Source organism: Corynebacterium nuruki S6-4, from assembly GCF_007970465.1.
GTDB lineage: Bacteria > Actinomycetota > Actinomycetes > Mycobacteriales > Mycobacteriaceae > Corynebacterium > Corynebacterium nuruki.
Window position 1 is genome coordinate 549906 of the sequence record NZ_CP042429.1, and the last position, 20129, is coordinate 570034.

Sequence of the window (20129 nt, forward strand, 5' to 3'; positions counted from 1 at the left end):
GCCCCCTAGGACAGGGGGAGGCCGCCCGGGCCACCTGACGTGACGACCGAATAACCATTGCGACTGTGAAAGGCGCGGAGACGACAGCCATGCCGAGAACGCCCAGCACCGAACCGAAGTACCGCCGCCGGAAGCAGTGGTCTCTCGCGATCAGCCTCGGCCTCGTACTGTTGCTGGTCTTCGTCATCGGCTACGTCTACTACCAGCGTGAGGTCCTCGGGAACCGGGACTACGACGGGGAGGGCAACGGCAAGGTCGTGCTCGTCCGCGTCGAGGAGGGGGACACGGTCGACGGCCTCGTGCCCCAGCTGCTCGACGACGATGTCGTCGGCTCGCGGACCGCGATGATCAACGCCGCGGAGGACTACGAGAAGTCCGGGAAGAACCGCGGCGTCGAGGCCGGCTACTACGCGCTGCAGCAGAAGATGTCGGCGGCCTCCGCCATGTCCGCGCTCACCGACGACAACCGCCGGCTCGGCGTCGTCGACGTCTCCAACGGCCTCACTCTCGATGACACGGCCGTCGTCGGCGGGGAGACCCGCACCGGCATCCTGACGATGATCGCCGACAACTCCTGCCGTGAGGGGCTCACCGACGGGCTCGAGGACTGCGTCACCGTCGACGACCTGCGCAGCGCCATCGCCGACACGGACCCCGCCCAGCTCGGCGTGCCGGACTGGGCGGTCCAGCAGGTCACCGACCGGGGCAACGACCCGCGGCGCATCGAGGGGCTCATCTCCCCGGGTGTCCACCTGTTCGACCCGACCGCCGACGCGCAGGAGATCATCCGCCAGCTCGTCACCTCCTCCACCCAGGTCTACGAGGGCACCGGCCTCACCGAGGCCGCGGGCACCGTCGGCCTGGCCCCCTACGACATGCTCACCGCCGCCTCACTGGTGGAGCGGGAGGCACCCGCCGGCGACTTCGACAAGGTCGCCCGGGTGATCCTCAACCGGCTCAACGAAGGCCAGAAGCTGCAGTTCGACTCGACGGTGAACTACGGTCTGGACTCCCAGGAGGTCGCGACCACCGACGACGACCGCAAGCGCGAGACGCCGTGGAACACCTACGCCATGGACGGTCTGCCGCACACCCCGATCGCCTCGCCGGGCATCGACGCCGTCAAGGCCATCGAGCACCCCGCCGACGGTGACTGGCTGTACTTCGTCACCGTCGACAAGGACGGCACCACCGTGTTCAACCGGGACTTCGGCGAGCACGAGAAGGCCATCGAGGATTCCCGCGCCAACGGCGTGCTGGACAGCCACCGATGAGCCCCGCCGGCCCGGCGGTGTACTCCGTCGCGGAGTTCCTCGACCTCGCGGCGACCCGGCCCGCCGACGCGCCGCTGTGCGCCGTCCTCGGCCGCCCCGTCGCCCACTCCCTGTCCCCGGTGATCCACCGCGGTGCGGCGGATGCCGCCGGCGCAGCCGTCCCCGGGTCCTTCGACTATGTCCGCGTCGAGGCGGGGGAGACCTGGGAGCTCCGGCAGCTGACCGCCTCGGCGCCGGCATGCGTCCGCGGCTTCTCGGTCACCATGCCCGGCAAGCCGGTCGCGCTGGCGCTGGCCGACGAGGTCACCGACCGCGCGGCCGCGGTGGGCAGCGCGAACACGCTCATCCCGCTGGGCGGGGGCCGGTGGCGCGCCGAGAACACCGATGTCGCCGGCGTGGCCGCCTGCCTGGACGCGGTGTCGGGGGAGAACCCGCTGCGCCGTGCCGCGGTCGTCGGGAACGGGGGGACGGCCCGGCCGGCCGTCGCCGCGCTCGCCGCCGCCGGTGTCGGCCACGTCGAGGTGATCGCTCGGTCGGACCGGGCGCTCCGGCTGCGCGACCTCGTCGAGGGCTACGGCATGACCTTCGCCTGGACCCGGCTCGACGATCCGGCGCTGGGGGAGGTCTGTGCCGGCTGCGACGTGCTGGTCTCCACCGTCCCGGCGGCCGCTGCCGCACCGGTGGCACCCGCCCTGGCGCGGGCGGCCGCGGTCGTCGACGTCATCTACGACCCGTACCCGACCGACCTGCTCGCCGCGGCGCGGACGGCCGGACGCCCCGCCGCCGACGGCCTGCTCATGCTCGCCGGACAGGGCGTGGAACAGTTCCGGCTGTTCACCGGCGCGACGACATCGACGTCCGCCATGTATTCTCTGCTGAAAGGACATCTCGGGCTGGGGTAGGCGCCCGGGGTGAGGCCCAGCGGAGGGGGAGTGTCGTGGGGGCGGCGATGGTGGCGGGACTCGCGGTGCTGGCGGCACTGTGGTCCGTCGCGCTCATCGTCACCGATCTGCGGTCCCGGCGACTACCCGATGTGCTGACCCTGCCCGCGGCGGCGGTGACGACGGCCGCGGTGATCGCCGCCGGACACCCGTGGGCGGTGGCCGGCGGGACCGCATGGTTCCTGGTGTGCGTGGTGCCCGACCTGCTGCCGGGGCCGGCGGGACGCCGGGTGCGGGTGGGGCGGGGGGACGCGAAACTCGCCCTGACCCTGGGCACCGCCGCGGTGGCCGCCGCCGGACCGGGCGGCTGGTTCGCGGCGGTCGCGGCGTCCGGGATCCTGACCCTCGGGACACTCGTCCTGCCGGGCGTCCGGCAGATGGGAACCGACCGCCTGCCGCACGGCCCGGGCATGATCCTCGCCACCGCGACGGTCGTCGGGCTCTCCGGCACGGGGTGGTGGTGACCCGCAGATGGTTCGCGTGTCACAATGAGCGCATGCTTCGTTGGACGACTGCCGGGGAATCCCACGGCCAGGCCCTTGTCACCATCGTCGAGAACATGCCCGCCGGTGTGCCGGTCACGCGCGCGGACGTCTCCCGGCAGCTCGCCCGTCGGCGGCTCGGCTACGGCCGCGGCGCCCGGATGAAATTCGAGGCCGACGAGGTGACCTTCCTCGGTGGCGTCCGCCACGGCCGCACCCTCGGGTCACCCGTCGCGGTCATGGTCGGCAACACCGAGTGGCCGAAGTGGACCACCATCATGTCCGCCGACCCGGTGGACCTCGACGACCCCGAGGTCGCCAAGGAGATGGCCTCCGGCCGCGGTGCCCGGCTCACCCGTCCCCGCCCCGGTCACGCCGACCTGTCCGGCATGCTCAAGTACGGGCACACCGAGGCCCGCCCGATCCTGGAACGCTCCAGCGCCCGCGAGACCGCCGCCCGCGTCGCGGCGGCCACGGTCGCCCGCTCACTGCTGCGCGAGGTGCTCGGCGTCGAGGTCGTCAGCCACGTCGTCTCCATCGGCGACTCGGTCGACTACGACGGACCCGCACCGGCCCCCGCCGACCTCGGCGCGGTGGACGCCTCCCCGGTCCGGGCCTTCACCGGTGAGACCGACGCCCACGAGGCCTCGATGATCGAACAGATCGAGAAGGCGAAGAAGTCGGGGGACACCCTCGGCGGTGTCGTCGAGGTCGTCGTCACCGGCCTGCCGGTCGGCCTCGGCAGCCACGTCAGCTGGGACTCCCGCCTCGACGGCCAGCTCGCCCAGGCCGTGATGAGCATCCAGGCCATCAAGGGCGTGGAGATCGGCGACGGTTTCGCCGAGGCCCGCCGCCGCGGCTCCGAGGCCCACGACGAGATCTACAACGACGGCGACCACCTGACCCGGCACACCAACCGGGCCGGCGGCCTCGAGGGCGGCATGACCGACGGGCAGACCCTGCGGATCCGGGCGGCGATGAAGCCGATCTCCACCGTGCCCCGCGCCCTCGCCACCGTCGACATGGACACCGGCGCGAAGGCCACCGGCATCCACCAGCGCTCCGACGTCTGCGCGGTGCCCGCCGCCGGCGTCGTCGCCGAGGCCATGGTCGCGCTCGTCCTCGCCCGCGCCCTGCTGGCGAAGACCGGCGGTGACAGCCTCACCGAGGTGCAGCGCAACCTCGCCGCCTACCTCGCCGACGTCGACGCCCGCCAGCACTGGTCCGGGGAGGACGCATGACCGCACCCCGGCTCGTCCTCGTCGGGCTGCCCGGCGCCGGCAAGACCACGGTCGGCCGGCTGCTCGCCGAGGCCCTGGACTGCGGGGTGGTGGACTCCGACGAGCTGCTGGAACAGGAGTCCGGCACCGCCTGCGGGGAACTCTTCGCGGCCCTCGGCGAACCGGCGTTCCGGGAGCGCGAGGAGGCCGCGGTCGCCCGCGCCCTGACCACCGACGGGATCGTCTCACTCGGCGGCGGTGCCGTCACCAGCGCCGCGACCCGCGCCCTGCTCGCCGACCACACCGTCGTCTACCTGCGGATCAGCGCCGAGGAGGGCGTCCGGCGGACCGCTGTCGACGATTCCCGCCCGGTGCTCGCCGCCACCGACCCCACCGCCCGCTACCGCAGCCTGCTCACCGAGCGGGAACCCTGGTACCGGGAGGTCGCCGACCTGGTGGTCGACGTCGACCACCGCACACCCCCCGAGATCGTCACGGAGATCACCACCATGCTCAACCAGTCCGGCGACCTGCCCGGAGCGGCCGCCACCCGCGTCCGCGTCGCCACCGACCACCCCTACGACGTCGTCATCGGCCGTGACCTGGTCGGCGAGGTCGCCCCCGCGGTCGCCGGGGCGTCCCACGTCGTCGTCCTCCACCAGCCGCCGCTCGCCGACCTCGCCGGCCGGATCGCCGAGGCGGTCCGCGCCGTCGGCATCGAAGTGACCGTCCACGAGACCCCCGATGCGGAGGACGCGAAGACCGTCGCCGGCGCCGCAGAATGCTGGGACGTCTGTGCGGCCGCCGGGCTGTCCCGGCAGGACGCCGTCATCGGCGTCGGCGGCGGCGCCACCACCGACCTCGCCGGGTTCATCGCCGCGACCTGGATGCGCGGCATCAACGTGGTGCAGTACCCGACCACGCTGCTGGCGATGGTGGACGCCGCGGTGGGCGGGAAGACCGGCATCAACACCGCCGCCGGCAAGAATCTCGTCGGCGCCTTCCACGAACCCGCCACCGTCCTGGTGGACCTCGACGTGCTCGACGGCCTGCCGCGCCCCGAGATCGTCGCCGGCTCCGCCGAGATCATCAAGGCCGGCTTCATCCGCGACCCGCGGATCCTCGACCTCTACGAGGCGGATCCGGCCGCGGCCCTTGACCCGCGGGGCGCACTGCCGGAGCTCATTGAGCGGTCCGTCCGGGTGAAGGCCGATGTCGTCGGCCAGGACCTGCGGGAATCCTCGCTGCGTGAGATCCTCAACTACGGCCACACCTACGGCCACGCCGTCGAACAGCACGAGCACTACCGGTGGCGCCACGGCAACGCGGTCGCCGTCGGCATGGTCTTCGAGGCCGAACTGGCCCACGCCGCCGGGCTGCTCAGTGCGGCGGCGGTGGAGCGGCACCGTCGCATCCTCACCTCGGTCGGGCTGCCGACGTCCTACGACGGGGCGACCCTCGCCGAGCTGGTGGAGGTGATGGGCCGCGACAAGAAGAACCGCGACGGGCACATCCGCGTCGTCGTCCTCAGTGACGGCGGTGACGGCGGTGACGGCAGCGACGGCAGCGCGAGCACCGGCAGCACCTATACCCCGCAGCGCCTCGAGGCCCCCGCCGGCGAGGACCTGCAGACCGCCTACGACGCCACCCGGGAGGCGTGACATGCGCATCGTCATCATCAACGGCCCCAACCTCGACCGGCTCGGCAAGCGCCAGCCGGACGTCTACGGGGCGACCACCCTCGCCGACATCAACGCCGGACTGCGGACCCGCGCCGACGAACTCGGGGTCGAGGTCGACTTCTTCCAGTCCAACATCGAAGGGGAACTCGTCGAGCGCGTCCACGCCGCCGCCGACGACGGCGACGCGGTCATCGTCAACGCCGGTGGCCTGACCCACACCTCCGTCGTGCTGCGGGACGCCCTGGCCGAGGTCGCCGACGGCGCCGGCTTCGTCGAGGTCCACATCTCCAACGTCCACGCCCGTGAGGAGTTCCGCCACCACAGCTACCTCTCGGCCATCGCGTCCGGCGTGATCGTCGGGCTGGGGGAGTTCGGCTACACCGCGGCCCTGGAGTACCTGGCCCGGAAGTAGCTGCGCATCCCGGCACGGTGCTGCCCGTCGTCGTGGGGCATGGGCGGGGCCGGTAGCCGACGCGATGTGGTCGTACGGCCGGGGCCCGGTGTCGGGTTCACGAGCCGAGGGGTCGGTCGCGTCCGGGAACGGTCGGGTTCACGAGCCGAGGTGTCGCCCGGGGACTGGAAAATCCGCCTGTCGGTTCGTTCCGCGGGCATCGGCGCCCGGTGTCGGCGTCTGGTGTCGGGTTCGCGAGCCGGGGGGTCGGTCGGCTTCGGGGGCGGTCGGGTTCACGAGCCGAGGTGTCGTCTGGGGACTGGAAAATCCGCCTGTCGGTTCGTTCCGCGGGCATCGGCGCCCGGTGTCGGCGTCTGGTGTCGGGTTCACGAGCCGAGGGGTCGGTCGGGTCCGGGGGCGGTCGGGTTCACGAACCCAGGTGCCGCCCGGGGACCGGAAAATCCGCCTGTCGGTTCGTTCCGTGGGCATCGGTGTCCGACCCGCCGGGACGGGGTACCGTGGTCGCCATGACCGACTACGCTTCCCGCCGGGCCGCCGTCGCCCGCACCGTCGCCGAGGCAGGACACAAGAACCTGCTGGTCAGCGACCTGAAGAACATCCGTTACCTCACCGGGTTCTCCGGCTCCAACGCCGCAGTACTGCTCAACGCCGACGGTGCCGCGACCATCGTCACCGACGGCCGCTACGACACGCAGGTCCACCAGGAGACCGCGTCGGGCCCCGCCTCCCCGCTCGACATCATCATCAGCCGGGACCTGTTCGGTGAACTCACCCGCGTCGCCGGGGACGCCGGCTACGCCATCGAACCCGGGCTGAGCGTCGGGGAGGCCCGCACCCTCGGGGACCCGGCGATCCTCGCCGGCGCGGTGGAGTCCGCCCGGCTCGTCAAGGATGCCGCCGAGCTCGACGCCCTGCGGGAGGCCGGCCGCCTGGCGGACACGGTCTTCACCGAGTTCCTCGCCGCCGGCGGTATCCGCGCCGGCCTCACCGAGATCGAGGCCGCCGCCGACCTGGAGCACCGGCTGCGCGCGGCCGGTGCCGACGGCCTGAGTTTCGACACCATCCTGGCGTCCGGCGAGAACGCCGCGAAGCCGCACGCAGGGGTCTCCCGGGACGTCATCGTCCCCGGGCTCGTGACAATCGATTTCGGGGTGTGGCTCGACGGCTACGCCTCCGACCAGACCCGCACGGTCTGCGTCGGTGAGCCGGACGCGCTGTCCCGCGAGCTCTACGACCTCGTCCACCGGTCCTTCTCCGCCGGGACGGACGCCGTGCGCCCCGGTGCGGGCCTGTTCGCGATCGACAAGGTCTGCCGCGACATCATCGCCGACGCCGGGTACGGGGAGTACTTCGTGCACTCCACCGGCCACGGGGTGGGGCTCGACGTCCACGAGGGTCCGAATGCGGCGTCCCGCACCGATGAGTCCGAGACCCTGGTGGCCGGGGAGACGCTGACCATCGAGCCGGGCGTGTACCTGCCGGGGAAGACCGGGGTGCGGATCGAGAACACCTACATCGTCACCGACGACGGTGCGGAGACGGTCAACCCGTCGACCACCGAACTGCAGGTCGTGTGACGGCCTGACCCGACCGGCCTGCTAGACTGACAGGCCGATTACCTGTCCGACTTTCCTCTAGGGAGTACACACGTGGCAACCACCGCGGATTTCAAGAACGGTCTTGTGCTGAAGATCGACAACAAGCTGCAGCAGATTACCGAGTTCCAGCACGTCAAGCCCGGTAAGGGCCCGGCGTTCGTCCGCACCAAGCTCAAGGACGTCGTCTCCGGCAAGGTCATCGACAAGACCTTCAACGCCGGTGTCAAGGTCGAGACCGCCACGGTGGACCGCCGCGACATGGACTACCTGTACAACGACGGCGAGAACTACGTCGTCATGGACCAGAAGACCTTCGAGCAGTACGAGGTCCCGCAGGAGAAGTTCGGCGACGCCGGCCGCTTCCTCAAGGACGGCATGAAGGTGCAGCTGTCCTTCCACGACGGTGAGATCCTCTTCGCCGAGCTGCCCGTCTCCGTCGACCTGGTCATCGAGCACACCGACCCGGGTCTGCAGGGCGACCGCTCCACCGGCGGCACCAAGCCCGCCACCCTCGAGACCGGCGCCGAGATCCAGGTTCCGCTGTTCCTCGAGACCGGCAACGTCGTCAAGGTGGACACCCGCTCCGGCGAGTACCTCTCCCGCGTCAACAACTAGAGGACGCCGGACACCCGCAATGACAGACGAGAAGAAGAACCACCGCCGCCACGGCAGCCGGTACAAGGCGCGCCGCCGTGCGGTGGACATGCTCTTCGAGGCGGAGTTCCGCGACATCGACCCCGTCGAGATCGTGACGGACCGCGTGGAGCTGTCCCGCGACCCGGCGAACCAGGTCAACCCGGTGCCGGAGTACACCGGAACCATCGTCCGGGGGGTCGCCACGGCCCTCGACGGGATCGATGACGCCATCGCACGTCACCTCAGCAGCGAGTGGTCGCTCGACCGCCTGCCCGCGGTGGACCGTGCGGTGCTCCGGGTCTCGGCCTGGGAGATCCTCCACAACGACGATGTCCCGGTGAAGGTCGCGGTCTCCGAGGGGATCGGCCTGGCGGGGGAGTACTCCCACGACAAGGCGCCGGGCTACGTCAACGCCGTGCTCGACGGCATCGCCCGCGACAAGGGAATCGCCGACCGGGAGGCCGCCGACGCCGCAGCCGCCGCCGAGCAGGCCGCGGCCCGTGCCGAGGCCGACGCCCGGACCGAGGACCTCATCGAGGGCGTCCTCGGTGACGTGGCCGGCGAGGCCGACCACAAGGCCACCGACAGCGCCGCCGACGAGGCCGCTCCGGAGGAGTGACCGGCTCCGGCCGGTACCGCCCGCCCCACCAGGTCGCAGGACCGGGTGGGGCGGGCATCTGTATGCCGGTGTCACCGGGGGGACCACGGCCGCGGCCCACCCCCGTGCTAATATCGTCGTCGGACAAGGACCGGTTCACCGCCGGTCCGGCCACCTTTAACGATCCGTCCAGAGAGGCGGGGAAGGAGGTCACGATGAGTACGGAGCATGCCGACGACAGCGCGGTGTCCCTCATGGACACCGACGACGTCGGACGCACGGTCGCCCGCATCGCGCACCAGATCATCGAGAAGACGGCGCTCGACGCGCCCGGCGCCGACCGGGTCGTCCTGCTGGGGATCCCGTCGGGGGGAGTGCCGCTGGCGGCGCGTCTCGCCGCGAAGATCGGGGAGTTCAGCGGAGTCTCCGTCTTCCACGGGGCCCTCGACATCACGCTCTACCGGGACGATCTCGAGAAGACCCCGCACCGGGCACTGAAGCCCACCACCGTGCCGCGCGAGGGCATCGACGGCACCACCGTCATCCTCGTCGACGACGTGCTCTACTCGGGCCGCACCATCCGTGCCGCCCTCGACGCACTGCGGGACATCGGCCGCGCCCACGTCACCCAGCTCGCCGTCCTCGTCGACCGGGGCCACCGCGAACTGCCGATCCGCGCCGACTACGTCGGCAAGAACATCCCGACCTCCACCACCGAAGACGTCGAGGTGACCCTCGCCGAGATCGACGGCGCGGACGGCGTCCGGCTGGTCCGGGAAGGAGACCACGCATGAAGCACCTGCTGAGCATCGGTGACCTCGACGCCACCGAGATCACCGGCCTGATGGACGAGGCCGACCGGTTCGCCGAGACGCTGCGCGACCGTGAGATCAAGAAGCTGCCCACCCTGCGGGGCCGCACCGTCTTCACCCTGTTCTACGAGAACTCGACCCGCACCCGCTCCAGCTTCGAGACCGCCGGCAAGTGGATGAGCGCGGACGTCATCAACATCTCCGCCTCCTCCTCGTCCGTGAAGAAGGGGGAGTCGCTCAAGGACACGGCCCTGACCCTGCGCGCGGTCGGCGCCGACGCGATCATCATGCGGCACCCCTCCTCCGGCGCGGCCCGCCAGGTCGCGAACTGGGTGGGGCAGGGGCCCGACGGCATCAGCGTCCTCAACGCCGGTGACGGTGCCCACGAGCACCCCACCCAGGCACTGCTGGACGCGGTCACCCTGCGCAACCGCCTCGGCGACCTCGCCGGTGCGAAGATCGTCATCGTCGGCGACATCCTGCATTCCCGGGTCGCCCGGTCGAACGCACTGCTGCTCACCGCCCTGGGCGCGCACGTCACCTTCGTCGCCCCGCCGACGCTGCTGCCGGTCGGCATCGACCACTGGCTGAACCCGAACGGCGCCCCCGGCACGGTCACGACCGGCACCGACTTCGACGCGGCGCTCGACGGCGCGGACGCGGTGATGATGCTGCGGGTCCAGGCCGAACGCATGAACGGCGGCTTCTTCCCCTCGCACCGGGAGTACGCGGCACGCTACGGCCTGTCCGAGGCGCGGGCCGGCCGGCTGCCGGAACACGCGGTGATCATGCACCCCGGCCCGATGCTGCGCGGCATGGAGATCAGCGACGCGGTGGCGGACGCCCCCAACGCGGTGGTCCTCCAGCAGGTCAGTGCCGGGGTCCACGTCCGTATGGCGGCCCTGTTCACCCTGCTGGTCGGAGCGGAAGGAAGCGTCACAGAATGAACCAGGAGAACAACGTGAACGACTACCCGGTGACCGGGACGCTGCACGCCCCCGCCGAGGGTGAGGTGCTGCTGCGCGGCGTCCTGCTCTACGGCGACGGTGACCCCTCCGACGTGCTGGTGCGCGACGGTGTGATCGCGGAGATCGGCGCCGCCGGCACGCTGACCGCCGACGCGGCCGAGGTCCTCGACCTCGACGGCCAGGTGCTGCTGCCCGGCCTGGTGGACATGCACGTCCACCTGCGGGAACCGGGCCGGGAGGACACGGAGACCATCGCCTCCGGCTCGGCCGCGGCCGCCCGCGGCGGCTTCACCGCCGTGTTCACCATGGCGAACACCCAGCCGGTGACCGACAACCCCGCCGTCGCCGAGATGGTGTGGCTCAAGGGCCAGCAGACCAACCTGTGCGACGTCCACCCGGTCGGCTCGATCAGCGCGGGCCTCAAGGGTGCCGAGCTCACCGAGTTCGGCATGATGGCGGCGTCCGAGGCGAAGGTCCGGATGTTCTCCGACGACGGGAAATGCGTCGCCGACCCGCGGCTGATGCGCCGCGCCGTCGAGTACTCGAAGGGGCTCGACGTCCTCCTCGCGCAGCACTGCGAGGAACCGCGCCTCACCGAGGGCGCCGTCGCCCACGAGGGCGAGGTCGCCGCCCGCCTCGGACTGCGCGGCTGGCCGCGGGTCGCCGAGGAATCCATCGTGATCCGGGACGCCCTGCTCGCCCGCGACTACGGCGGCCGGGTGCACATCTGCCACGCCTCCACCGAGGGGACCGTGGAACTGCTGCGCTGGGCGAAGGACCACGACATCCCGCTGACCGCGGAGGTCACCCCGCACCACCTCGTCCTCACCGACGGGAAGCTGGAGAGCTACGACGGGAACTTCCGCGTCAACCCGCCGCTGCGGGAGGAGCGGGACACCCTCGCCCTGCGCGCGGCACTGCTCGACGGCACCATCGACTGCGTGGCCACCGACCACGCCCCGCACGGCTCCGAGGAGAAGTGCTGCGAGTTCGACCACGCCCGCCCGGGCATGCTCGGCCTGGAGACGTCGCTGGCGCTGGTCGCCCGCACGTTCGCCGGTGCCGACGGCACGGTGGACTGGCGCTTCGTCGCGAAGGTCATGTCGGAGCGACCGGCGCAGATCACGAAGCTGCCGGGGCACGGCCGTCCGCTGGCGGTCGGCGAACCGGCGAACCTGTGTGTGGTGGACACCCGCCGCACCTGGACCGCCCACGGCGCGGACCTGGCATCGAAGGCCTCCAACACCCCGTACGAGGGTGAGGAGATGCCGGTGAAGGTCTCCACCACGCTGCTGCGCGGCAGGGTCACCTGCCGCGACGGCGAGGCGGTGACGGAGTAAATGACGACTACGAGAGAGAAGAGCACTTCCGTGAGTTCCACCCGAACCACCGACCGGATCCCTGCGGCACTCGTCCTCGGCGACGGACGTGTGTTCCGTGGCCGGGCGTTCGGTGCGACCGGCACCACCCTGGGCGAGGCCGTGTTCAGCACGGCGATGACCGGCTACCAGGAGACGATGACCGACCCGTCCTACGACCGTCAGATCGTCGTCGCCACCGCCCCGCAGATCGGCAACACCGGCTGGAACGACGAGGACGGCGAGTCCCGCGGCGACCGCATCTGGGTCGCCGGCCTGGTCATCCGCGACCTGTCCCGCACGGTCTCCAACTGGCGCGCCGCCCGGTCGCTGCCGGAGGAGATGGCGTCCCAGGGCGTCATCGGCATCCAGGGTGTGGACACCCGCGCCATCGTCCGCCACCTGCGCGACAAGGGGTCGGTCAAGGCCGGCATCTTCTCCGGGGACGCCGCCGACCGCCCGGTCGACGACCTCGTCGCCGAGGTCAACGGCCAGGCCGACATGAAGGGCGCCGACCTCGCCGCCAACGTCTCCACCGACGAGACCTACATCGTCGAGCCCTCCGGTGAGTTCGCCGGGAAGGACCCCCGGTTCACCGTGCTGGCCTACGACATGGGCATCAAGACCAACACGCCCCGCAACTTCGCCGCCCGCGGCATCCGCACCGTCGTCGTGCCCGCCGGCTCGCCGGTCACCCCGCTGCTCGAGCAGTACAAGCCGGACGGTGTCTTCGTCTCCAACGGCCCCGGCGACCCCGCCACCGCCGACGACATGGTCGAGCAGGTCCGCACCGTGCTGGGGAAGAAGATCCCCTTCTTCGGCATCTGCTTCGGCAACCAGATCCTCGGCCGCGCGCTCGGCATGGAGACCTACAAGCTGAAGTTCGGCCACCGCGGCATCAACGTGCCGGTCATCAACCACCTCACCGGGGTCATCGACATCACGGCCCAGAACCACGGCTTCGCTCTGCGGGGACGCGCCGGTGAGCCGTTCGAGACCGACTTCGGCACCGCCCAGGTCACCCACACCTGCCTCAACGACGACTGTGTGGAAGGTGTCGCCCTCGACGACGGCATGGCCTTCTCCGTCCAGTACCACCCGGAGGCCGCCGCCGGCCCCCATGACGCCAACCCGCTGTTCGACCAGTTCATCGAGCTGATGGAGGGAAACAACTAAATGCCGAAGCGCACCGACCTCAACCACATTCTCGTCATCGGCTCCGGCCCGATCGTCATCGGCCAGGCCTGCGAGTTCGACTACTCCGGCACCCAGGCCTGCCGTGTCCTCAAGGAGGAGGGGCTGCGGGTCACCCTCATCAACTCCAACCCGGCGACGATCATGACCGACCCGGAGTTCGCCGACCACACCTACATCGAGCCGATCCAGCCGACCTACATCGAGAAGATCTTCGCCGCGGAGGCGGAGGCGGGCCACAAGGTGGACGCCGTCCTCGCCACCCTCGGCGGCCAGACCGCGCTGAACGCCGCGATCCAGCTCGACGAGCTCGGCATCCTCGACAAGTACGGTGTCGAGCTCATCGGCGCCGACATCCCCGCCATCCAGCGGGGTGAGGACCGCCAGAAGTTCAAGGACATCGTCGCCTCCATCGGCGGCGAGTCCGCCCGGTCCGCGGTGTGCCACACCATGGACGAGGTCCACGAGACCGTCGCCGAGCTCGGCCTGCCCGTCGTCGTCCGCCCGTCGTTCACCATGGGCGGCCTCGGCTCCGGCCTGGCCTACACCTACGAGGACCTGGACCGGATCGCCGGTGGCGGTCTCGCCGCCTCGCCGTCGGCCAACGTGCTCATCGAGGAGTCCATTCTCGGCTGGAAGGAGTTCGAGCTCGAGCTCATGCGTGACGGCGCCGACAACGCGGTCGTCGTCTGCTCCATCGAGAACGTGGACGCCCTCGGCGTGCACACCGGCGACTCGATGACCGTCGCCCCGTCGATGACGCTCACCGACCGCGAGTACCAGAAGATGCGTGACCAGGGTCTCGCCATCCTCCGGGCGGTCGGCGTGGACACCGGCGGCTGCAACATCCAGTTCGCGATCAACCCGGACGACGGCCGGCTCATCACCATCGAGATGAACCCGCGCGTGTCCCGGTCCTCGGCGCTGGCCTCCAAGGCCACCGGTTTCCCGATCGCCAAGATCGCCGCGAAGCTGGCCATCGGCTACACCCTCGACGAGATCACCAACGACATCACCGAGGTCACCCCGGCCGCCTTCGAGCCGACCCTGGACTACGTCATCGTCAAGGCCCCCCGGTTCGCCTTCGAGAAGTTCCCCGGCTCCGATGACACGCTCACCACGACGATGAAGTCCGTCGGCGAGGCCATGGCCGTCTCCCGCAACTACATCTCGGCCCTCAACAAGGTGCTGCGCTCCCTCGAGACGAAGGCCGCCGGCTTCTGGACCATCTCCGACGAGCAGCTCGCCGGCGAGCGGGCCCACGACGTCGCCGCCGTGCTCGACGACCTGTCCCGCCCGACCGAGGGCCGGATGTACGACATGGAGCTGGCACTGCGGCTCGGCGCCACCGTCGACGAGGTGCACCGCGCCTCGCAGGGCGTGGACCCGTGGTTCCTCGAGGAGCTCAAGGCTCTCGTCGACTTCCGTGCCGAACTGGAGGGGGCCCCGGTCCTCACCGCGGAGCTGCTCCGCGAGGCGAAGGTGTTCGGCCTGTCGGACGCCCAGGTCGCCGCGCTGCGTCCGGAGTTCAACGGGGAGGACGGCGTCCGGTCCCTGCGCTGGTCGCTGGGGATCCGCCCGGTCTACAAGACCGTCGACACCTGCGCCGCCGAGTTCGAGGCGCGGACGCCGTACCACTACTCGACCTATGAGCTGGACCCGGCCGCCGAGACCGAGATCGCCCCGCAGACCGAGCGGCCGAAGGTGCTGATCCTGGGTTCCGGCCCGAACCGGATCGGCCAGGGCATCGAGTTCGACTACTCCTGTGTCCACGCGGCCCTGGAACTGTCGCGGGTCGGCTACGAGACCGTCATGGTCAACTGCAATCCGGAGACGGTCTCCACCGACTACGACACGGCCGACCGCCTCTACTTCGAGCCGCTGACCTTCGAGGACGTCATGGAGGTCTACCACGCGGAGACCGAGTCCGGCGAGGTCGCGGGCGTCATCGTCCAGCTCGGCGGCCAGACCCCGCTGGGCCTGGCGCAGCGCCTGTCGGACGCCGGCGTCCCGGTCATCGGCACCTCCCCGGAGGCCATCAACCTGGCCGAGGACCGTGGCGAGTTCGGCCACGTCCTGGCGAAGGCCGCGCTGCCCGCTCCGGCGTACGGCACCGCCACCAGCTTCGACGAGGCCAAGGCCGTCGCCGCGGAGATCAGCTACCCGGTGCTCGTCCGCCCGTCCTACGTGCTCGGCGGCCGCGGCATGGAGATCGTCTACGACGAGGACTCGCTGCACGACTACATCGACCGCGCCACCGAGATCACCTCGGACCACCCGGTGCTGGTCGACCGGTTCCTCGACAACGCCATCGAGATCGACGTGGACGCCCTGTGCGACGGCGAGGATGTCTACCTCGCCGGCGTGATGGAGCACATCGAGGAGGCCGGCATCCACTCCGGTGACTCGGCCTGCTCGCTGCCGCCGATGACGCTGGGGGAGTCCGACATCGAGAATGTCCGCCGCTCCACCGCCGCCCTCGCCCACGGCATCGGGGTCAAGGGTCTGATGAACGTCCAGTACGCCCTCAAGGACGACGTCCTCTACGTCATCGAGGCCAACCCGCGTGCCTCGCGCACCGTGCCCTTCGTCTCGAAGGCGACGGGTGTGCAGCTGGCGAAGGCCGCCGCACGGATCATGACGGGCACCAGCCTGCGTGAGCTCGTCGCCGAGGGCATCGTCCCCGGGGACCGTGACGGTGGCTCGCTGCCGCTGGGCCACCCGGTGGCGGTGAAGGAGGCGGTCATGCCGTTCAACCGCTTCCGTGACCCGAAGGGTGAGGTGCTCGACAGCCTGCTCAGCCCGGAGATGAAGTCCACCGGTGAGGTCATGGGTCTCGCCGCCGACTTCGGCACGGCCTTCGCCAAGTCGCAGGAGGGCGCCTACGGTCGGCTGCCGGTCGAGGGCACCGTCTTCGTCTCGGTCGCCAACCGCGACAAGCGGACGATGATCCTGCCGATCCAGCGGCTCGCCTCGCTCGGTTTCGACCTGCTCGCGACCGCCGGCACCGCCGCCATGCTGCGGCGCAACGGTATCGACTGCACCACGGTGGCGAAGCAGTCCGACGAGCTTCCGGCACACTCGTCGGAGCGTCGCGTCGTCGACCTCATCAAGGCCGGCGAGGTGGACTTCATCCTGAACACCCCGGCCGGCAACGCCGCGGCCCGCGACGACGGCTACGACATCCGCTCCGCGGCGGTCAACGTCGGCGTGCCGTGCGTGACCACGGTGCAGGGTGCGGTCGCCGCGGTGCAGGGCATCGAGGCACTGAAGGACCACGAGACCGGCGTGACCGCGATCCAGGACATCGCCCATGACGAGCAGTAGTCCGGGCACCTTCGGTGACCGCTTCCTCGCGCGCTCGGCCCGCTACGGGCGGCTGTGTGTGGGGATGGACCCGCACGCGGGCATCCTCGCCGACTGGGGCCTGACCGTCGACGTCGCGGGACTGCGCGAGTTCTCGCGGATCTGTGTCGAGGCGTTCCGGGAGACCGCCTGCGTCGTGAAGCCGCAGGTCGCGTTCTACGAGGCCTTCGGGTCGGCGGGGTTCGCGGTCCTGGAGGAGTCGATCGCGGCGCTGCGTGCCGCGGGCGTGCTCGTCATCGCGGACGCCAAGCGCGGTGACATCGGGTCGACGATGGCCGGTTACGCCCGCGCCTGGCTCGACGACGGTTCCCCGCTGTGCGCGGACGCCGTGACGGTGTCCCCGTACCTGGGCCTGTCCTCGCTGGACCCGGTGGTGGAGCTCGGGGAGCGGACCGGTCGGGGCGTCATCGCCCTGGCCGCCACCTCGAACCCGTCGGGGCCGCAGTTCCAGACCCTCGACGCCGGTACCGGCGTGAGCGTGGCGCAGACCGTCGTGGACTGGGCGGCCGCGGGTAACGCGGCCCGGGTCGCCGCCGGTGGCGCCGGGAATCTCGGTGTCGTGGTCGGCGCGACGGTCGTCGATCCGCCCCGGCTGGACGCAGTCGGCGGCATGGTGCTCATGCCCGGTGTCGGCGCCCAGGGCGCGACCGGGGCGGACGCCGACCGGATCGCCGGCGCGGCGGCCCGCCATGCCTGCCCCAACATGTCGCGGTCGGTGCTCGCGGCAGGTCCGGATGTGGGGTCGCTGGCGGCCGCCGTCCGGGCGTCCGGCGCGGAGTTCCCGCAGGTGGCCGGGGCGTAGGACCCGCCCCGGTATTCGACAACCGCAGGTGGTGGCGCTACACTTGCCTCCGTTGTTTCTCGGTGGGACCGGCGGAAACGCCGGAATCTCCGGGAGCGAAGCAGTACTGTGCGGTAACGTACATCCCAATATTCGACGACTACATACGGAGGAACCCGTGGCCCTTCCCCAGCTGACCCCGGAGCAGCGTGCAGAAGCCCTCAAGAAGGCTGCCGAGGCCCGCAAGGCCCGTGCCGAGCTCAAGGACAAGCTGAAGCGTGGCGGTACCGACCTCAAGCAGGTCCTGGCCGACGCTGACAGTGATCCGATCATCGGCAAGATGAAGGTCTCCGCCCTCCTCGAGGCTCTGCCGAAGGTCGGCAAGGTCAAGGCCCAGGAGATCATGACTGAGCTGGAGATCGCCCCGACCCGTCGTCTGCGTGGTCTCGGCGACCGCCAGCGTCGTGCCCTGCTGGAGCGTTTCGGTTACGAGGCGTAGTTCTGGTGGCAACGGATGCCAGCACGACCGGAACCGGGGAGGGGACGCCCCGTCTCGTCGTCCTCGCCGGTCCGTCCGCCGTCGGGAAGTCGACGGTCGTCCAGGGACTGAAGGACTCGGTCCCTGACCTGTTCTTCAGCGTCTCGATGACCACCCGGGACCCCCGTCCCGGTGAGGTCGACGGCCGTGACTACCATTACGTGTCAGAGGCCGAATTCCGGCAGGCCATCGACGACGGTCAGATGCTCGAATGGGCCGAGATCCACGGTGGGCTCCAGCTGTCGGGGACGCCCCGGCAGCCCGTCGAGAACGCTCTCGCCGCCGGACGCCCGGTCCTGGTCGAGGTCGACCTCGCGGGTGCCCGCAACGTCAAGCAGTTGCTGCCGCAGGCGGTGACCGTCTTCCTCGCCCCGCCGACCTGGGAGGATCTCGTCTCCCGGCTCACCGGCCGTGGGACCGAGAGTGACGAGGTCATCCGGCGTCGGTTGGAGACCGCCCACGAGGAGCTCGCCAGCAAGGACGAGTTCGACCGGGTCGTCGTCAACCGGGACGTGGACACGGCGGTCGGTGAGATCGCCGATATCCTGCTCGGCCGGTAGTACGAACATTCCCCTTCGATTTACAGAGGTGCACCAGTGGACACCCAGTCCGACCAGGACGTCATCGACGTCAACGACAACTCGCGGGTCTTCGACCAGCCGATCGGCATCACCAACCCGCCCATCGACGACCTCCTCACGAAGGTCTCGTCGAAGTATGCTCTGGTGATCTTCGCCGCGAAGCGGGCCCGCCAGATCAACAACTACTTCCAGAACGTGGGCGAGGGCGTCTTCGAGTTCGTCGGCCCCCTGGTGACCCCGGAGCCGAAGGAGAAGCCGCTGTCGATCGCCCTGCGCGAGATCGACGCCGACCTCCTGGAGCACACCGAGGGCTAGTCACCCCGGCGCACGTCACGACCGCCCAGGGGTGGTTCTGCTGGTCAGAACCGCCCCTGGGCGGTCGTCGTGTCCGTGCCCCGCTCGGCTAGGATGGTCCACCGTGAATGACGTGAGCGAAAGCCTGAAGATCCTCGTCGGCGTCGGCGGGGGTATCGCCGCCTACAAGGCGTGTGCCCTCATCCGGAGTTTCACGAAGGCCGGGCATGACGTCCACGTCATCCCGACCCCCTCGGCCCTGCAGTTCGTCGGTACCGCGACGTTCGAGGCCCTGTCGGGCAACCCGGTCTCCACCACGGTCTTCGACGCGGTCGACGAGGTGCAGCACGTCCGGCTGGGGCAGGAGGCCGATCTCGTGGTGATCGCCCCGGCCACCGCCGACCTCATGGCCCGGCTGGCCCAGGGGCGGGCCGATGACCTGCTCACCGCCAGTTGTCTCGTGGCGACCTGTCCGGTGGTGCTGGCCCCGGCGATGCACACCGAGATGTGGCAGAACCCGGCGACGCGGGCGAACGTGGAGACCCTGCGCGGCCGCGGCACCGTCGTACTGGAACCGGCCTCCGGACGCCTCACCGGTCCCGACTCGGGCCCGGGCCGGCTGCCGGAGCCGGAGCACATCGCGTCGCTGGCGCTGGCGGCGGTGGACCGGTTCGGGATCTTCCGCCGCTCGTTGGCGGGCCGTCGCATCCTCGTCACCGCCGGCGGCACCCATGAGCAGCTCGACCCGGTGCGCTTCCTCGGCAACGCCTCCTCGGGCCGGCAGGGGTACGCGCTGGCGGACATCGCCACCCAGCGCGGCGCCCAGGTGGAGCTGGTCGCCGCGCACACCGTCGAGCTGCCCACCCCGTCGGGGGCGACTGTCACCCGGGTCAGCACCGCCCTGGAGCTGCAGGAGGCGGTGGCGGCCCTCGCTCCGTCGGTGGATGCCGTGGTCATGGCCGCCGCCGTCGCGGACGTCCGGCCGGCCTCGAAGGCCGCCGCGAAGATGAAGAAGGGCGGTTCCGACGACCTGTCGACGCTGGCGCTGACGGAGAACCCGGACATCCTGCGCGGGCTCGTCGAGGCCCGCCGCACCGGTGATCTGCCGGAGGACCTGCTCATCGCCGGCTTCGCGGCGGAGACCGGGGACGCCGACCACACCCCGCTGGACCTTGCCCGGGCGAAGCTGCGGCGCAAGGGCTGTGACCTGCTGATGTGCAACCAGGTGGGGGAAGGGGTGGTGTTCGGGCAGCCGGACAGTGCAGGATGGCTCCTGGTACCCGGCGACCAGGCGGGCCATGAGGAGGTCCGGGAGGTCCCGGCATCCTCGAAGCTCGTCGTCGCCTCGCACATCCTCGACGCGCTCGAGGAGCTTTTCCCGGCGTCCTGAGGAC

At 70.7% G+C, this 20129-nt stretch carries 19 protein-coding genes; all 19 read left to right on the forward strand.

The genetic code is table 11. The features are described 5' to 3' along the window. Positions 1-89: 89 nt before the first annotated feature. Positions 90-1274, forward strand: coding sequence for an endolytic transglycosylase MltG (gene mltG / locus FSW06_RS02485; RefSeq protein WP_010118678.1), 1185 nt, complete (start codon positions 90-92; stop codon positions 1272-1274). Next, on the forward strand, positions 1271-2176 hold the full coding sequence (locus FSW06_RS02490) for a shikimate dehydrogenase (protein WP_010118677.1): 906 nt from the start codon (positions 1271-1273) through the stop codon (positions 2174-2176). Before mltG ends, FSW06_RS02490 begins: the two co-directional genes overlap by 4 nt. A 35-nt stretch (positions 2177-2211) precedes the next feature. Beyond that, positions 2212-2679: a prepilin peptidase gene (locus FSW06_RS02495; protein ID WP_238525904.1), complete on the forward strand. Its 468-nt coding sequence runs from the start codon at positions 2212-2214 to the stop codon at positions 2677-2679. A gap of 32 nt (positions 2680-2711) precedes the next feature. Next, positions 2712-3938 (forward strand): chorismate synthase, encoded by a 1227-nt coding sequence (gene aroC / locus FSW06_RS02500; protein ID WP_010118674.1) that lies wholly within the window; start codon positions 2712-2714, stop codon positions 3936-3938. Next, positions 3935-5578 (forward strand): 3-dehydroquinate synthase, encoded by a 1644-nt coding sequence (aroB, locus tag FSW06_RS02505; protein ID WP_010118672.1) that lies wholly within the window; start codon positions 3935-3937, stop codon positions 5576-5578. Before aroC ends, aroB begins: the two co-directional genes overlap by 4 nt. 1 nt (position 5579) lies before the next feature. Next, positions 5580-6011, forward strand: a complete 432-nt coding sequence (gene aroQ, locus FSW06_RS02510) for a type II 3-dehydroquinate dehydratase (RefSeq protein ID WP_010118671.1) — start codon at positions 5580-5582, stop codon at positions 6009-6011. Positions 6012-6517: 506 nt separating this feature from the next. Further along, the gene (locus tag FSW06_RS02515; RefSeq protein WP_040429785.1) at positions 6518-7588 is read left to right on the forward strand and encodes a M24 family metallopeptidase; all 1071 of its coding nucleotides are present in this window, start codon (positions 6518-6520) and stop codon (positions 7586-7588) included. A gap of 72 nt (positions 7589-7660) precedes the next feature. After that, positions 7661-8224: an elongation factor P gene (gene efp / locus FSW06_RS02520; RefSeq protein WP_010118665.1), complete on the forward strand. Its 564-nt coding sequence runs from the start codon at positions 7661-7663 to the stop codon at positions 8222-8224. A gap of 19 nt (positions 8225-8243) precedes the next feature. Next, positions 8244-8864, forward strand: coding sequence for a transcription antitermination factor NusB (nusB, locus tag FSW06_RS02525; RefSeq protein ID WP_010118663.1), 621 nt, complete (start codon positions 8244-8246; stop codon positions 8862-8864). Positions 8865-9058: 194 nt separating this feature from the next. Continuing rightward, complete coding sequence (gene pyrR / locus FSW06_RS02530) at positions 9059-9637, forward strand: bifunctional pyr operon transcriptional regulator/uracil phosphoribosyltransferase PyrR (protein ID WP_010118662.1); 579 nt, start codon at positions 9059-9061, stop codon at positions 9635-9637. Further along, entirely contained in the window at positions 9634-10602 is a 969-nt protein-coding gene (locus FSW06_RS02535) for an aspartate carbamoyltransferase catalytic subunit (RefSeq protein WP_010118661.1), read from the forward strand. Before pyrR ends, FSW06_RS02535 begins: the two co-directional genes overlap by 4 nt. Further along, entirely contained in the window at positions 10599-11963 is a 1365-nt protein-coding gene (locus FSW06_RS02540) for a dihydroorotase (RefSeq protein WP_010118660.1), read from the forward strand. Before FSW06_RS02535 ends, FSW06_RS02540 begins: the two co-directional genes overlap by 4 nt. Further along, the gene (gene carA / locus FSW06_RS02545; RefSeq protein ID WP_050801917.1) at positions 11964-13157 is read left to right on the forward strand and encodes a glutamine-hydrolyzing carbamoyl-phosphate synthase small subunit; all 1194 of its coding nucleotides are present in this window, start codon (positions 11964-11966) and stop codon (positions 13155-13157) included. Further along, positions 13158-16502 (forward strand): carbamoyl-phosphate synthase large subunit, encoded by a 3345-nt coding sequence (gene carB, locus FSW06_RS02550; RefSeq protein WP_010118657.1) that lies wholly within the window; start codon positions 13158-13160, stop codon positions 16500-16502. Continuing rightward, positions 16489-17343: an orotidine-5'-phosphate decarboxylase gene (gene pyrF / locus FSW06_RS02555; protein ID WP_010118654.1), complete on the forward strand. Its 855-nt coding sequence runs from the start codon at positions 16489-16491 to the stop codon at positions 17341-17343. The genes carB and pyrF overlap by 14 nt, the downstream gene beginning before the upstream one ends. 157 nt (positions 17344-17500) lie before the next feature. Continuing rightward, a complete protein-coding gene (mihF, locus tag FSW06_RS02560; protein WP_010118653.1) occupies positions 17501-17821 on the forward strand; it encodes an integration host factor, actinobacterial type in 321 nt (106 codons plus the stop codon). 5 nt (positions 17822-17826) lie between these two features. Next, positions 17827-18420 carry a guanylate kinase gene (gene gmk / locus FSW06_RS02565; RefSeq protein WP_010118652.1) on the forward strand — a complete coding sequence of 198 codons (594 nt, stop codon included), beginning with the start codon at positions 17827-17829 and terminating at the stop codon, positions 18418-18420. A 63-nt stretch (positions 18421-18483) separates the two neighbouring features. After that, entirely contained in the window at positions 18484-18756 is a 273-nt protein-coding gene (gene rpoZ, locus FSW06_RS02570; RefSeq protein WP_029448763.1) for a DNA-directed RNA polymerase subunit omega, read from the forward strand. A gap of 103 nt (positions 18757-18859) precedes the next feature. Beyond that, positions 18860-20125, forward strand: coding sequence for a bifunctional phosphopantothenoylcysteine decarboxylase/phosphopantothenate--cysteine ligase CoaBC (coaBC, locus tag FSW06_RS02575; RefSeq protein ID WP_010118649.1), 1266 nt, complete (start codon positions 18860-18862; stop codon positions 20123-20125). Positions 20126-20129: the final 4 nt, after the last annotated feature.